Origin of the sequence: Hydrogenovibrio thermophilus (assembly GCF_004028275.1) — a bacterium.
GTDB lineage: Bacteria > Pseudomonadota > Gammaproteobacteria > Thiomicrospirales > Thiomicrospiraceae > Hydrogenovibrio > Hydrogenovibrio thermophilus.
On sequence record NZ_CP035033.1, the window covers coordinates 2,339,918 to 2,354,587 of the forward strand.

15 protein-coding genes are annotated in these 14,670 nt (G+C 53.5%); 1 reads left to right on the forward strand and 14 read right to left on the reverse strand.

What is annotated here, in order from left to right; translation table 11 throughout:
• Positions 1–66: 66 nt before the first annotated feature.
• The gene (locus EPV75_RS10945; protein WP_128385408.1) at positions 67–2,421 is read right to left on the reverse strand and encodes a primosomal protein N'; all 2,355 of its coding nucleotides are present in this window, start codon (positions 2,419–2,421) and stop codon (positions 67–69) included.
• Between the two features lie 264 nt (positions 2,422–2,685).
• Here EPV75_RS10945 and EPV75_RS10950 point away from each other — a divergent pair, with 264 nt between their 5' ends.
• Positions 2,686–3,258: a cytochrome b/b6 domain-containing protein gene (locus EPV75_RS10950; protein WP_128385409.1), complete on the forward strand. Its 573-nt coding sequence runs from the start codon at positions 2,686–2,688 to the stop codon at positions 3,256–3,258.
• Between the two features lie 80 nt (positions 3,259–3,338).
• Here the strand turns inward: EPV75_RS10950 and EPV75_RS10955 are convergent, their stop codons facing one another.
• The 13 genes from EPV75_RS10955 to EPV75_RS11015 form a co-directional block, all read right to left on the reverse strand.
• Positions 3,339–3,926, reverse strand: coding sequence for a rhodanese-like domain-containing protein (locus EPV75_RS10955; RefSeq protein WP_029938945.1), 588 nt, complete (start codon positions 3,924–3,926; stop codon positions 3,339–3,341).
• A 125-nt stretch (positions 3,927–4,051) separates the two neighbouring features.
• Positions 4,052–4,528, reverse strand: a complete 477-nt coding sequence (locus tag EPV75_RS10960; RefSeq protein ID WP_128385410.1) for a DsrE family protein — start codon at positions 4,526–4,528, stop codon at positions 4,052–4,054.
• Between the two features lie 17 nt (positions 4,529–4,545).
• Positions 4,546–5,583, reverse strand: coding sequence for an MBL fold metallo-hydrolase (locus tag EPV75_RS10965; RefSeq protein ID WP_128385411.1), 1,038 nt, complete (start codon positions 5,581–5,583; stop codon positions 4,546–4,548).
• A 63-nt stretch (positions 5,584–5,646) separates the two neighbouring features.
• A complete protein-coding gene (gene soxX, locus EPV75_RS10970; RefSeq protein ID WP_128385412.1) occupies positions 5,647–6,444 on the reverse strand; it encodes a sulfur oxidation c-type cytochrome SoxX in 798 nt (265 codons plus the stop codon).
• A 30-nt stretch (positions 6,445–6,474) separates the two neighbouring features.
• The gene (locus EPV75_RS10975) at positions 6,475–6,747 is read right to left on the reverse strand and encodes a cytochrome c (RefSeq protein WP_128385413.1); all 273 of its coding nucleotides are present in this window, start codon (positions 6,745–6,747) and stop codon (positions 6,475–6,477) included.
• 22 nt (positions 6,748–6,769) lie between these two features.
• Positions 6,770–7,621: a sulfur oxidation c-type cytochrome SoxA gene (gene soxA, locus EPV75_RS10980; protein WP_029938950.1), complete on the reverse strand. Its 852-nt coding sequence runs from the start codon at positions 7,619–7,621 to the stop codon at positions 6,770–6,772.
• A 297-nt stretch (positions 7,622–7,918) separates the two neighbouring features.
• Positions 7,919–9,277, reverse strand: a complete 1,359-nt coding sequence (locus EPV75_RS10985) for a sigma-54-dependent transcriptional regulator (RefSeq protein WP_128385414.1) — start codon at positions 9,275–9,277, stop codon at positions 7,919–7,921.
• A gap of 79 nt (positions 9,278–9,356) precedes the next feature.
• Positions 9,357–10,106: an ABC transporter ATP-binding protein gene (locus EPV75_RS10990; protein ID WP_029938952.1), complete on the reverse strand. Its 750-nt coding sequence runs from the start codon at positions 10,104–10,106 to the stop codon at positions 9,357–9,359.
• Between the two features lie 6 nt (positions 10,107–10,112).
• Positions 10,113–10,958 carry a ModD protein gene (modD, locus tag EPV75_RS10995; protein WP_128385415.1) on the reverse strand — a complete coding sequence of 282 codons (846 nt, stop codon included), beginning with the start codon at positions 10,956–10,958 and terminating at the stop codon, positions 10,113–10,115.
• A gap of 140 nt (positions 10,959–11,098) precedes the next feature.
• Positions 11,099–11,308, reverse strand: a complete 210-nt coding sequence (locus EPV75_RS11000; protein ID WP_029938954.1) for a TOBE domain-containing protein — start codon at positions 11,306–11,308, stop codon at positions 11,099–11,101.
• Positions 11,309–11,484: 176 nt separating this feature from the next.
• On the reverse strand, positions 11,485–12,489 hold the full coding sequence (locus tag EPV75_RS11005; RefSeq protein ID WP_128385416.1) for a FecCD family ABC transporter permease: 1,005 nt from the start codon (positions 12,487–12,489) through the stop codon (positions 11,485–11,487).
• Positions 12,486–13,517, reverse strand: a complete 1,032-nt coding sequence (locus EPV75_RS11010) for an LLM class flavin-dependent oxidoreductase (protein WP_128385417.1) — start codon at positions 13,515–13,517, stop codon at positions 12,486–12,488. The genes EPV75_RS11005 and EPV75_RS11010 overlap by 4 nt, the downstream gene beginning before the upstream one ends.
• On the reverse strand, positions 13,507–14,559 hold the full coding sequence (locus tag EPV75_RS11015; protein WP_192893990.1) for an ABC transporter substrate-binding protein: 1,053 nt from the start codon (positions 14,557–14,559) through the stop codon (positions 13,507–13,509). The genes EPV75_RS11010 and EPV75_RS11015 overlap by 11 nt, the downstream gene beginning before the upstream one ends.
• Positions 14,560–14,670 lie beyond the last annotated feature (111 nt).

The following is a 14,670-nucleotide window of genomic DNA, read 5'->3' on the forward strand; positions in this document are numbered from 1 at the left end:
ACGGGATGAGTTAAGTCGTTTCCGGCCGTTGTCCGGAGGCCTTTAAATCGGTCGCCAAGCCATGTTTCAGGTCATCTCCTGTGGATCGACATCCAAGGACCAGCGTACCTTTTTCGCCTGGGGTGAGGTGTAAAGTTCACTTTCCACCTGCGCCAACCAAGTGTGCAACCAACCACGTTGTGCGCTTTGCAACAGCAACTGATAGCGGAACCGGCCTTGCCGGCGCAACATCGGCGCGCTGACCGGGCCAAACACCTCAAGTTCCGGCGCCTCGTCTGCCGACTCCGCCACCGAAAAATGCGAACGTAATAACTGCATTTTAGCAAAGTTCAGGCGGTTTTTAACATCATTTAAAAAGGTCCAACCGGACTGTGGGTCCACCGACTCGGCGCGCAACAGAATTTGATATTGAAACGGCGGCAACTCCGCCAAACGACGGCCTTGCAACGCCTGTTCTGCAAAGGCGCCGTAACCTTGCTCCACCAACACTTTCAATAATGGGTGTTCCGGGTGATGGGTTTGAATCAACACTTCACCGGCCTGTTCGGCGCGCCCGGCTCGACCCGACACCTGCACCACCAGTTGCGCCATCCGTTCGGCGGCGCGAAAGTCGCAACTGAACAACCCTTGGTCAATGTCCAACAACCCCACCAAGGTCACTTTCGGAAAATGATGGCCTTTGGCCAGCATTTGCGTGCCGATCAGAATATCCGCTTCGCCCTGGCTGGCCTGTTCGGTCAAGGCCATCATCTGGCCTTTATTGCGTGTGGTGTCGCGATCAACCCGCAACACCCGGTAACCCGGGAACCAAGCCGCCACGGCCTGTTCCAATCGTTCCGTGCCCTGGCCGACTTTAACGAATTCGCCGGAACCGCAATTCGGGCAAAGTGACGGCGCTTTTTCCTGGTGCCCGCAGTGATGACAGCGCAGTTCGCCCACTTGGTGATGGTAAGTCATATTGGCATCGCAACTCGGGCAGGCCGCTTGCCAACCACAGTCATGACACATCAACACCGGCGCATAACCGCGTCGGTTCAAAAACAGCAACACCTGCCCACCGCCCTGCAAATGCGCGTGCATCTGCGCTTTCAGGGTCTCGGACACACCTTCTTCCTGCGGCACACCGCGCACGTCCAGCAAACCGACCGTCGGCAAGGACGCGGTGCCGGCGCGTCGGGTCAGTTTCAGCCAATGGTAGCGGCCACTTTCGGCATTGTAGAGGGTTTCCAGCGACGGCGTCGCCGACCCCAACACCACCGGCACTTTTTCCAACTGCGCCCGGCGCACCAAACAATCCCGCGCCGAATAACGGAAACCGTCCTGTTGCTTGAATGACAAATCATGCTCTTCGTCCATAATGCACAAGCCAAGATTGTCAAACGGCGTAAAAATCGCCGAACGCGTTCCCAGCAACACCGATACCTGATGGGTTTTCACCAGCGACCAGGCGCAATGACGTTCCTTATCGTTCAAACCGGAATGCATCACCGCTACCGGCGCCTGTAAATAGGCTTCGAAACGTTTGACCGTTTGCGGTGTCAGACCGATTTCCGGCACCAGTACCAGCACTTGTTTGCCTTGCGCTATGATGGCTTCAATCAAGCCGAGATACACCTCGGTCTTGCCGCTGCCGGTCACCCCTTCCAAAAGATGCGCGCTGAAACCGTCTTGGGCCAACACCTGGTCCACCGCGGCCTGTTGTTCGGTATTCAAGATATGACCAGGCCTGGCCAGTTTTTCCCTGGACGGCAGGGCGTGCAGACAACTTTTTTCGATTTCCTCGACCCAGCCTTTTTCGATAAAACGCTTCATCGGCAAACGCCAACCGCTGAGCACCGAATTCAATTGCTCGGCGGTGACGGCGTCGGTTTGGGCGGACAGCGCTTTGAACAGCGCTTCTTGTTGAGTGGCGTTGGAAGCAATTTGGGATTCGGCGGTCTGTCCGGTTTCGGTCAACCGCCAAGCGGGCACGCCTTCCACCGTCAAAGATTCGCCCTGGCGAATCCGTTTCGGTAAGGCGGTTTGCATGACGTTGCCGATGGGTTCGTGATAATAATGACTGGCCCACTGCAACAGCGCCATTTCCGGCTCGGAGAAAATCGGGGCGGCGTCCAACACCGTGTCGATGGGTTTGATTTTGGCGGCATCGACCTCGGCTTCTTCGCTCAAAGCCATGACAATGCCGGTGTGACGCTTATTACGAAACGGCACTGTGACCCGACCACCGATCACCGGCAAAATATCTTTTTGCGTTGACGATTCGGAATCTCCTGCATCCGCCGAAGACTCATTCGGTTCCAGAGCCAATGACAGGTTTGCGGTCTCCGCATGAGCGCCATTCTCAGCGTCGTTCGAAACGGCTTGCAACGCATAATCCAACGGCGCCAAAAACGGTCCGGGCACGGCGACTTTCACAAACATAGCGCCTTCACCTTTTTTGCGGCAACCCCTCGACCGTTTTGCATGCGTTCCTTATCCACGACTGTGAAAAACCCCCTGAAAAATACGATTTATTGTACCCGCTTCTCGTCCTGAGTTCAGGTCGGCATCGCTTTTTTCGACGCAACAAATTTTCCTTATGGTGCATATGGAATTTCCATCGCCATTTACAGCTGAACCCGCTACACTATACGCACTCTTTACCCGTAGAACGGATTTTGAAAACCTGAACAAGGATGCTAAACGATGCTTGAAGACCGCCGTTATTTTACGTTGATCCACCGTGTGATTCACTGGGGCATCGCCCTGACGATGCTGTTTATTCTGCTGACCGTGCTGTTACGTATGGGATGGATGGAAAAGAACGGCATGGCCGAAGCGCTGACCTCGTCACCGCAACTAGAGGCTTACGACATCAGTCAAGAAGACGCCGTCAAAGCGGCCAAATCGATTCGCGGCAATATGTTTCAGTGGCACTTGTATGCCGGTTATTTGATGGGCGTGTTGCTACTGGCGCGTTTGGCGTATACCTACTCGCAAGGCATTTTCTACAAAGGTCCATTCAATCCGCAAGCCAGCATGCGTGAAAAGTTCCAGGCCTGGGTGTATATCGTGTTCTACACCGGCGTCGCCCTGTCGGTCATGACGGGGCTTTACATCAAGTTCGGCCCCGACGATGCGCTGGGAGACATCGCCAAAGACATGCACGTGCTTGCGTTGTGGTATCTGGTGCCTTTCCTGGTTTTGCACCTAGGTGGCATCGTACTGGGCGAAAACGGCAAGGAAAAAGGCATCGCTTCGAAAATGATCGGCGGGTAACCGCTGACGAGCTCAACCCCATAAAAAAACCGGCCACCCCATGACAGGGCGCCGGTTCACATCCAAAGCAGACCGTTCGGTTATTTTTTGTAATAAGCTTTTTTCGGGTCGATTTTATAGGTCCACGGCAAGCCGGCATTCTTCCAACCGTTTTTCAAACGAAAGCCTTTGTGCTCGCCTTCTTTGATTTTGCCGCCTTCAAAACCGTCCGTCATAATATAGACGTTTTTGTAACCGTACTGATCCAGCATTTTCGCCGCCGGTTGCGCACGGGACGAACCGGAACGGCACATCATAATATAGGTACTGTCTTCATTGGCACCCAACTTATAAGCGGCTTCTTCCAATTCGGAAACAAATGCATCGTTATTGATGGATTTATAACGCGGCTTTTTCGGATCCATTTCATTATAGACAAACAGCACCGACGGAATCATAATCTGCGCCATGTGTGTATGGCCGACGAACTGCCATTCTTCCGGTGTGCGAACATCCACCAGAATCACCTTATCGTCTTTTTTCATCATCTCATAGGCTTCTTTGGCGTCCACATACAACCCTTGCGGCGTGCGTTTTTTCGGGTCTTTGGGTTCCGGCGAGGCCATCGCTCCTTGAGCGAACAGGTTCACAAACAGGGTAGCCAATACAATCCATTGCAGTTTTTTCATATCGTTTCCTTTCATTCAATGTTAAAGAGATAATTGATGGGTAAAAAATGGGAAAAAACTGCACAACGGAGCAGAAGTGCAGAAAATCAGCTGTCATGATTTTTTTCGAGAGACGGGTTCCGCCGTTATTGAATCTTGATGTAGGAGGCACCGCCTTCCTGAAGCTCGGCCAAATACACCACACCGGAAGGCACAACTTCCACGCCCTCGTATAAGTCTGCGGCCTTCATACCGAACCCGGTCAGAGTGTTGTTGCACACCGCCAGCTTGACGTTACGCATGCTGTGCAGTCCGCTCAACCGCCCTTTAAGCTCGGCACGACGTTCTTTCAGTGGCCCGTTGATTCCGGCTTTGTCGGTATCGGTAATGAAACGCGCGCCTAAGCCGACAAACACAATACTGACGTCATACTCCTTAAACTGGTTTTCGTACTCATTGAGCATATTGTTGATGGACGTTAAGGTCGCCGAATAACGGTTCGTATCGTCAAAATCAACGTGATATACCACCTTGGCCACCTCCTCGGCCTGAGCCGGCAAGGCCCAGGTCAAGGGTAACCACAGCAGTAAAAACAACCAGTGAAATCCTTTCAATCGTTTCATAATCCCTCCCGGGTGGGTTAAAAGAGCGATTGCTCCGCTTCGGTATAAGCGAAGCTGACAAACTTCCCAATTTCGTCAAAGCCCTCGGTGTTGTCTTTGAACTGACTGACACGCGGGTCGGCCAGCACCATTTGTTTTGCTTCGGCGATGGTCATGCCTTCTTCCACCGCTTTGGCCGCGTTGTCGTAAATGCCGTGCATGATGTCTTCGTAGTTTTTCAGCAGTTTTTCATGCCCCGGCTTACCGTGGCCCGGCATCAACAGCCGGTCGCTCATGCCATCGCGAATCACCCCAAGTGTTTTGATATACCCTTGGAAAGACGTTTCGCTCGGGTTGCCGATACGATGATCCATAATGATATCGCCGACATACAGCGCCTTGTCCTCGACCACTTCCACCATAATGTCCACCGGCGAATGCGCCGGGCCGTAACTGTGCACCTTCAAGGTCACATCACCGTACTGGAAAGTTTGACCGTTTTTGACACCCACATTCGGAGCCGTCACCTTGGTACCGTCCACCGCGCCGTTGGTGGCCTTATGCATTTGATTCAGCCAGTCATCGCCCACTGCGTTGGTGATGGCGGTAATGGCATCCGGATGAGCGTAAATCGGTAACGACGGATTCGCTTCGATAAACGCATGATTGCCCAACCAATGGTCGCCGTGATAGTGGCTGTTGAAAGCGGCGATAATCGGCTTATTGAAGTGCTGTTTGATCATGCGAATCGCCATTTCACCGATTTGAACCGAGGTGCCGGTATCCAACACCACAATACCTTTCGGAGTATCGACCAAATAAATATTGGCGAAAAAGCCTTGGTTTTCAGGGGTCGGCCAAGCGCCTCGGGCATACAACACCCAAATATGGTCGGTTAACTTGACCGGCTTAACGTCTGGTACTTTGGCGCCTCTTTTCGGCATGGCCCAGGTCGCCGTCGAGGCCAGCGGCAAAACTGCCGCCCCGGCCGCGATCCCGAAAAAGCGTTTCATCAGGTCGCGTCGCACGCGATCCACCATTTGATCTTGCTGATCCTGTGAGAATTGTTGACTCATGTGTGTCTCTTTTTTGTTTCAATTAAGGTTGAAACCGGCCCTGCGACCGGCTGAATAAATGCATCATTGCTTCGGCTGGTTCACGGGCGATTCCGGGTCCAGCAAAAAGGCGACGATGTCAGCAATTTGCTCCGGCGTTAACAAATGTCCCTCACCGTTTCCGAAACGCGGCATCAGAGAACACGGATTAAACGACTTGGCATTAAAAATATATTCATAGGTATATTTTTGCATCGGCTCGCCTTGTCCCCGCATTTTGCCGAAGCCCGTCAAACTCGGCCCCATGTTACCGTTCTGCGGAAAATTCGGATCCACCGCATGGCAGGCATAACAGTTGGCACCGTTCAGTTTGGCCGGGTTGTCCGCATCCACAAATCCGGGATAACCGATACGCCCGCCATGTGCGCCTTCCACCCATTTTTTACCTTGTTTCCAATCGCCCATATAGCGGCCATGTTCCGGCAACACAATGGACGCTTTTTCACGTGCCAAAATCGACTTGGCTTGTTCCATATCCGGCTTATCATGACTGACGTTGCAGGTCTTCAATGTCGGGTCGGAAAACCGCTTCCATTCCTGTTCGTCATTCACCAGAAAACTGCGTTTCACGGCTTGCATGAACTCCGCTTCGGAGATGCGCTGACCGCGATCTTCCGCATCGTTTTTCGGGTCGTATTTGAGTTTGCGGCCATCTTCGGCGACAAAAGCACCTTCATCACTTTGGGTGGTCGCCTCGGTTTGAGGCGACGCCTCTTTCTTCGATTGCTCGTCCACACTGCCGCTCATCGACAGGGCTGACTGGCTCAAAATCAAAGCGGCCAGCGCCAGTGGAACAGACGTTAATTTTGTGTTTAAACGCATTTTGATTCCTGTTTCATCGGTTCGTTAAATTCACGACTCAAATCGATAATATTCACGATTGAGATATTCAGCGACGTCGCGGATTTCATCGTCAAACCAGCCGGTGTTGAAATTCTGGCTGCATCCGGCCACGCGTTTCACCAACGCATCAAAGGTCGGCGTCTTTTCACGGTCATAAGGTTGAGCGGCATGACAGGACAAACATTTGGCCTGCGCATGCAACTGCTGCCCCGCCGCCACATCGGCCTGCGCCGAAAACCCAATCAACATAAAGCTCAACAGTATCCATCCACGGTATTTCATCGTCGCCTCCTGATAGATGTCATTAGGCACGCGGCTTCAGACCGGGCACGCTGATTTCTTCTTTGCTTTCCGACGCTTTCTTGACTTGATATAAAATCAACGCCGCATCGATTTCCGAGCCGACTTTCAGCCACGGCAAGCGCATGGCCAATACACAACGCTCGTTACGCCACCATTGGGTACGGACATTGCCGTCCTTGTTGACGTAAGCCGGAAAGGCGCCCATCACTTTCCCCGCACGACGCGGATCGGTCATAATCGGCAGTTCCACGCCTCGAAGCACGCGCCCCGGCACGGCATGACAATGCGCGCACGACAAATCCATTGCGCCCATTCGGTGCCAGAAAGTCTTTTTTCCGAGTTCGTAAGCGTATTGCTCTTTCGGATGCTCCAAGCTCACCGAAAACGGCATGTCATTCGACTGAGCCGCCACATAGGTCGCCAATTGCGACAAGGGTGAAACACGACTGTCTTCTTCGGCGGCATTGAGATAATGAATATTCAGATACTGCTCTTGAATGTCTTCGTCGCTGAGCCCTTGCAAGGTTTTCATGCAGGTAATCAAACGACCTTCCAACGTCTCGACCTTATCGGTATCCGCAAAATAACGCGGCATTTGCGCATAAGCGCCTTCCACGACGCCCGGCCCTAAGCCAAAGTCGCATTTTTCCAGGCTGGCGTTTTTCGGCCCGGCTTTCGTGAAGAAAAGTTCTTCACCGTCGTCCACCCAGAATTCGCCCGGATTCCCTTCCTCAAGGGAATCCCGATATTCGGCAAATTTGGCATCGTCATTATCCGACGCCAATACCGGCATCGGCGTCAGACTGATCCAGGCAAAAGGCAAAACATATAGAAACTTTCTAAAATCTTGCATTGATTTCTCCCGTTGTTTGAACGGCATCGGTGGTGAGAACTCCCCGACACCTGTTGTTATCGTTCGTTAAGAGGTACTCGCCAAGCGAGGGTTTCGTTATTTCTTTTCGAACATAACGAATGCTATATCACGCTCTGTGCCAACCGATTCAAACACGGAAAATATTTTTTATTATTACTTCAATAACAACGAGTTAAAAAATAAAAAGTCAATAACACTCTCTTTTTATAGGGGCGTTTTTCATCTCAAAACGCATTGAATTTTGCAACGCGATTGCAGAATGCAATAAGGCACATCTCACTTGGACGCCTTGCCTTTCAGCTTTCGCCACAAGGTACTCGGGTCGATGCCCAACTGCTTGGAAGCCCGTAATTTATTGCCCTTATATTTATGCAGCGTCTGCTTGATCCAGTAGCTTTCAACCTCCTGAAGCGACAGATTTTCCGGAAACATCAAATGGCACGTATCTGGGTCAACCTCATCCAGTTGCGTGCTTTCCAGCAGTTCGACCGGCAGATCGCTCAACTCCACACGGTGCCCCTGACTCATAATCAGCGCACGCTGCACCACGTTCTCCAGCTCACGGACATTGCCCGGCCAGGCATACGCCCGCAAGGTATCCAGCACTCCCGGTCCACAGGCATTCACTTTCTTACCGAGGCGCGGCGCATGCTTGAACAGAAAACGCGCCGCCAGATACGAAATATCCTCCACGCGGTTGCGTAACGGTGGAATCTCCACCGGAAACACGTTCAACCGAAAATATAAATCTTCACGAAATTGGCCGCTGTCCACCAACGGCTTGAGCGGCTGATTGGTGGCGACGATCAAACGGACATCCACCTCCACTTCCGTGCGCGCACCGACCCGCAACAACTTTTTATCCTGGATGAATTGCAGTAATCGAACCTGCAACTCCGGAGTGGCGCTGTTGATTTCATCCAGAAACAAGGTGCCGCCATCCGCCGCCTCCAGCAAGCCGATGCGTCGGTCGGAAGCGCCGGTAAACGCACCCTTTTCATGCCCGAACAATTCCGACTCCAGCAGCGTCGGTGCAATCGCGCCGCAATTGACGGTCAGAAAATGGCTGTCGCGTCGCTGCCCGATCCGGTGCACGTAATTGGCAAGCACACTTTTTCCGGTACCGGTTTCGCCAATCAATAACACCGGCAGCTCCATGTCCGCCACCTGATTCAGCAGGTTCAACGTCTGTGTCATGGCGCCGCTGACCGCGACCGGGTCATTGCTCTGTTCTGGGTTCGCGTCAATACCGCCCTGTGTCAACAGGCGTTGACGGTGTTCGACAAATTGGCTGGCCCGCGCCATCACCGCCTGCAGCGATTCAACCTCGACCGGAAGCGTCAAAACATCAAACGCCCCCACCCGGAAAGATTCGATGCTTTCCTGCGCCTGGGTCGCATCCACCATCATAATCAGCAGCAATTGCGGGTTATGACGCCGTAAACGCAACCAGACATCACTGCCTTTTTGCTGATCGAATTCCGAAGTCACCATCAACACATCACTGTTACGCACGGTGTCTTCCTGCAATTCGAATAGAAATTCGTGCGCCGACACCGTCGCGCCTTCGTCTTCCAACAATGGCACGAGGGTTTCGAGAACAGCGGCGTCCGCCAGCAGATTCACTGAAATCATAAAAAGACCCTTTTCAATCAAAATTTGGAATGTCTTGAAATATCAAAATCGGCCAGGCCTGGCCGTTTGCCCGATTCGGCTAAGAAAATCCGCTGAACGCCGACGGCCAATGCGCCTCGGGAATATCGTAGAGTTGGCAGATATTGGAACGCGTCAACAGCGCCTGCGGTGCTCCGTCCCGCAGGATTTCCCCATTCTGCATCATGAGAGTTCGGGTGGCGGACATCATCGCTTGCTCCGGGTGGTGGGAGGTAAACAGAATGCAACGATGGTCCTCACCCAAGTCGCGGATTTTCTCCAGCAATTTAATCTGATTGCCGAAGTCCAATCCATTGGTGGGTTCGTCCATTAAAATATAAGGCGTCTCTTGCGCCAAGGCCCGGGCAATCAACACCAACTGGCGTTGCCCGCCGGACAATTCGGTGTAAGGACGCTGCTTCAAATGCCCGATGCCGAGCAAGTCCAGTGCATCTTCGGCCCGTTTTCGATCGGCCTGACCGGCACGATACCATTGCGATTCGGCGGCGACGACCCCCATCAGCACCATATCCAGCACGGCATACCCAAAAGCCAGCCGATGATACTGCGGTACATAACTGATCAAACGGGCCTGTGCTTTCGGCGTCAAGCTATCCGCGGCATCTCCATTGATCAGCACGCGCCCGGCCGTTTTCGGATGCAACCCCAACAGGGTTCGCAGCAAAGTGGTTTTACCACAACCGTTCGGGCCAAGCAGACTGATGATTTCACCGGCATTCAACGAGAGGTTCAAATCGGAAAACACCGTCCGTTCGCCATACGCCGCCGCCAAAGATTGAATCTGTATCATCGCCGCTCAATCCAGTCGTTGAATGCTCACGCCCAGGTCGGCCGGTTTGGCGTGGTAGAGCGAACTGAGCACGATGCCGTCCACGCCACTGGCGGCATAGGCCTCCACATTATCACGACGAATCCCGCCGGCGATCAACACGCTCAACGTTGGAAAAGACGCTTTCAGCGATTTACACCATAAAGTCAGGTCGCCGACCGGCACCTTGTCGAACTGAATGGCGTCGGCTCCGGCTTCCGCCGCTTGGATGGCTTGTGGCAAATGGTCGCATTCCACGGTGATTTTCTTTTCGCAGGCCGCCGCTTTCATTCCCCGTATCGCCGCGGGCAAGGCCTCGCGTCCGCCGATCACATTCAAATGGTTATCGAAAATCAAAACCGTTTCCGACAACCCTAAGCGATGCGGGTAAGCGCCGCCGGACAGCACCGCTTTCAGCAATTGCTTTTTCATGCCCGGCGCATGTTTGCGTGTCACCAGCAAGGGAATTTCTCCTGCTTGCTGTACCGCCGCGACCATATCGGCCGTGGCGGTGGCCACGCCACAGCCGGTTTCCAACAGATTCATCGCCACTTTCCAGCCCCGGTGCAAGGCATCGCCGCGCCCGGTGACCTTCAAAATTTCCGTTCCGGCATCGACCTGTCGTCCGCTCAGTTCACAAAAAACGGTGTCGGCACCCAATTGCTCGAAAAGACGCGCCGCTTCCTCGGTCAATGTCAGGCAGGTTGGGAGCCGAGTCGTGACCGTCAGTTCACAATATTGCGCCTCGATTCCCAGCAAGTGCGATGTCAAATCCACCAAAGGGGCGTCTTCGTTGATCCACTGCGCGATTTCTTCATTGCTAAACCAAACCATGCTGTTTGCTCCGTTATTCGCTCCGTTATTCAAGAGGCCCTATTATCGATAAAACCATCTCAAAATATACTTTATTACATATCGACTGTTCAAAAAAACACCCAGGCCTGGGTGTTTTTCCGTTTCCATCCGAAATGGTATCAGTCCACCGCGACCATCACGTTGCTGGCTTTGACGATGGCATAGGCTTCTTTCCCGACGGCCAACCCCAGAGACTCGGCGGAATTTTTAGTGATGATGGAGACCAGCTCCACGCCCGGTGCCACGACAATGACCACCTCGGTATTCACCGCGCCGGTTTGAATCGATTTGACGGTGCCTTTCACTTGATTTCTTGCACTGAATTTCATTTAAATAACTCCTATTTTATGGCATTACTTCGGTATGAAGTGAACGGCATATGACCTTTTATCCATATTACCAAAACAACATAACCAATTGATTTCATTGATATTTAAATCTTTTACATTACATTTAAAACCGATAGGAGATGTCAATCTCCATCGCTGAATTATTCGAGATTCTCTCAGGGCTGCCACCCTTTCCGGACGTTTTTCAGCGCCCAGGCAAACACCGGCAACCCAATCAACGCCGTCAAAATGCCGAGCGGAATTTCCACCGACAAGGCCAATCGAGCCACGTTATCGACCACCAGCAGATAAATCGCCCCAATCAGCGCCGATGCCGGCAGCAGAAGCCGGTTATCGGCCCCGAACAGCAAACGGGTCAGGTGTGGAATCACCAAACCGACCCAACCGATCATGCCGCCCAACGTCACGGTAATCGCGCCCAGAAAGGTCGCCAACACAATCACCAATAACCGTTTTCGCTCCACCGACACGCCCAGCGTTCGCGCTTCGTCGTCGCCAAGGCTGAGCACATTCAAGGTATGCCCCTGCGCCAACAGCAACCCCATGCCCGCCAGCATGAACGGCGCCACCCACAGCAGCAGGCCGCCCTCCACATTGGCCAGCGATCCCATCAACCAATAGACAATCGCCGGCAGCTTGTTGTAAGGGTCGGCGACGTATTTCACCACCGACAACAAGGCGGTGAACAGGGCGCCGGCAATCATCCCACCCAACACCAGAATCGTCAGATTATTACGCAGTTCACCCTTCGCCAGCATCAAGGCGATGAACACCGCCAGCAATCCGAACCCGAAACTCAATAACTGCATCATCCACACACTGTCGAACAGTAAAATGCCCAATGACGCCCCGAAAGCCGATCCGGATAACACGCCCAGCACGCCCGGCGACACCAGCGGATTCATAAACAGCGCCTGAAAAGCGGTGCCCGCCACGGCCAACGCCGCGCCAATCAACACCGCGGCAAGGATTCTCGGCAGGCGTACATCAAGCATGATATTGACCAGCAACTGATTGACTTCACCGTCCTGCGACGTCAACGACCACCATAACTGCGTCAAACTGGACAGCGGTGCAAAGTCGTAACGCCCCAACGTCAGCGACACCAAAGCCGTTAACACCAGCCCCCCGAACAGAAGTCCGAATGCGCCCAGCTTCATGTGCTGTGCCTCGCACTTAAATCCGCATTTAACGCCGCTTGCACCTGCGGCCAAACCGCCAACACGAACCACTCAAACTGTTTAAGACGTTGTTCAGGGCTGGACGTCAACGGATTCAAGGCCAAACGCGTGACGCCGGCACGATGCAACGTCAATACCTGCCCGACAATGTCCTGAGGCGTGCCCACCAGCATGCGCTGCAAGAGTTCGTCCGGCGATAACTTCGACATAGGACCTTGCCCTTTGCCCCAAAGCTGCGCTTTTTGCGCCCGGAAGGATTCGATATGTTGCCAAGCCAAGCGACGCGCCTGCTCCGGGTCGTCGTCCATAAACAGCCCGCGCGCCGCCATCAGGTCAGGCCTGGCGGATTTTGGATGTGCCTGTCGATACACGCCTGCATTCCGTTCAATCCGTTCCAAATCCCAAAACTGCGCGGCCATCAGCCCGACATCCTGACGGGCGGCCATCGTCAAACTGCTGTCATCGGCACTGGCGATAAAGGCCTCACGATGACTGAACCCGCCTTTCGGTGTCAAATCGACATTGTCCCACTGATAGAAATGGCCCTGATGCGTCACCGTCTCGCCCTTCAGCAAATCCAGCATGGCCGGCACGGCCTCGTTCATGCGCTCGCGCGACTCCGATTGCTCCGCTTTGAAAACCGCATTCTGAGATTCAAACGGCCCGCCTTTGGCAAAACCGCACAACACCCGTCCCGGTGCCAAAGCCGATAAGGTCGCCAATTGTTCCGCCACGTTAATCGGGTTATGAAATCCGACCAAAACCGCCGCCGCACCCAACTTCAAACGTCGCGTATTGGCCAGAAAGTGCGACATCAGCAAAGTGGGCACCGGCGTCAAACTGTAAGCATTGAAATGATGCTCCGTCACCCAGGCTTCTTCATAACCTAGGGTTTCCAACGACACCGCCAAATCGGTGAATCGCTGGTAGGTTCGGGTCGCGTCTTCATCCCCCAAAGGCGTGACGTGAAACATGGCCCCGAGCGTCAAGGATTTTTCAGCGCCCATTCAGCGTCCCTCCTCCCAGAATGTTACTCACCTGAACATCGGTCAGCGTCACTTGAAAAAACTGTTGATAGAAGCTTTTGACTTGCACCGCCATATCGATGCGCATCTGATCGCCGTACAACCGATTCATCAGCCATTGACTGGCCAGCAAGCGCATAAACGACGGCGGGCGATCCATCCAGCGGAAGGGCGTTTGTGGCATAAAGAACACCTGCTGATTGCGCACCGCTTTCAGATTGGCCCACTTGGGATCAAGATACACCTTGTCGTAAAAACGCCGTTCCTGTGTCACAATCGCGTCCGGGTCGTATTTCAAAAGCTGCTCGAAATTGATGGCGACTTTACCGAAACGGCTTTGCTGCGCCGAATCGCTCGGGCAAATATGCGGGTTTAAACCACCGGCCAAGGGGATCACCTCGGAATGAATGGAGCCCCGGCACTCGGTCGCCAGACCATTCGGTGATTCGGCGTAGTAAACGGTTTTGACCGGCACGCCGGACGCCGCCAGTAAATCACGGCGTTGCGCTTGCAAGGTCAAAACACGCTCGGCCGCTTGGGCCAAGGCCTCACCCCGCTCCGGCACGCCCAACCATTGACCGAGACGGCGAAACCCTAACGGGTAATCCGACAACACATCCAATTGCAACTGACACACCGGCACCCCCAGGTCCTTCAAGGTCTGCTGACGACTGAGGTGAACCGTCGCCCCGGACATCACAATCAAATCCGGTTGATTGGCCAGCAGCACTTCCATGTTCGGCGTGCGCCCTTGACCGAACCAACCACCGATGACCGGCAATTGAAAACTGGCTTCAGAGAAAATCCCTTTAGCCTGTGGCGGCGGCGGAAAGTTCCAACCGGCCAGTTTGTCCGGCGCGACGGCCATCACCAAATAGGCCAGCACCGGATTAGCGGCATAGACCTTAGAAACCGTTGCCGGCGGTTGACAGAAATCGTCCCCGGCCGACAATGCTGGGTGACTGACAAAACATAATGCGACGAATACCCCTATTCGTAAACGAAGACAGCGTGCAATAAGCATTCTAAACATCCAAATGGTCATCAAAGCTTCCGCTCTCATCGGAAGCCGAAAATAAAAAAGGTTCAAACACACAGAGTATGCTTGAACCAACCTCCCCCTAGGTAAATGACA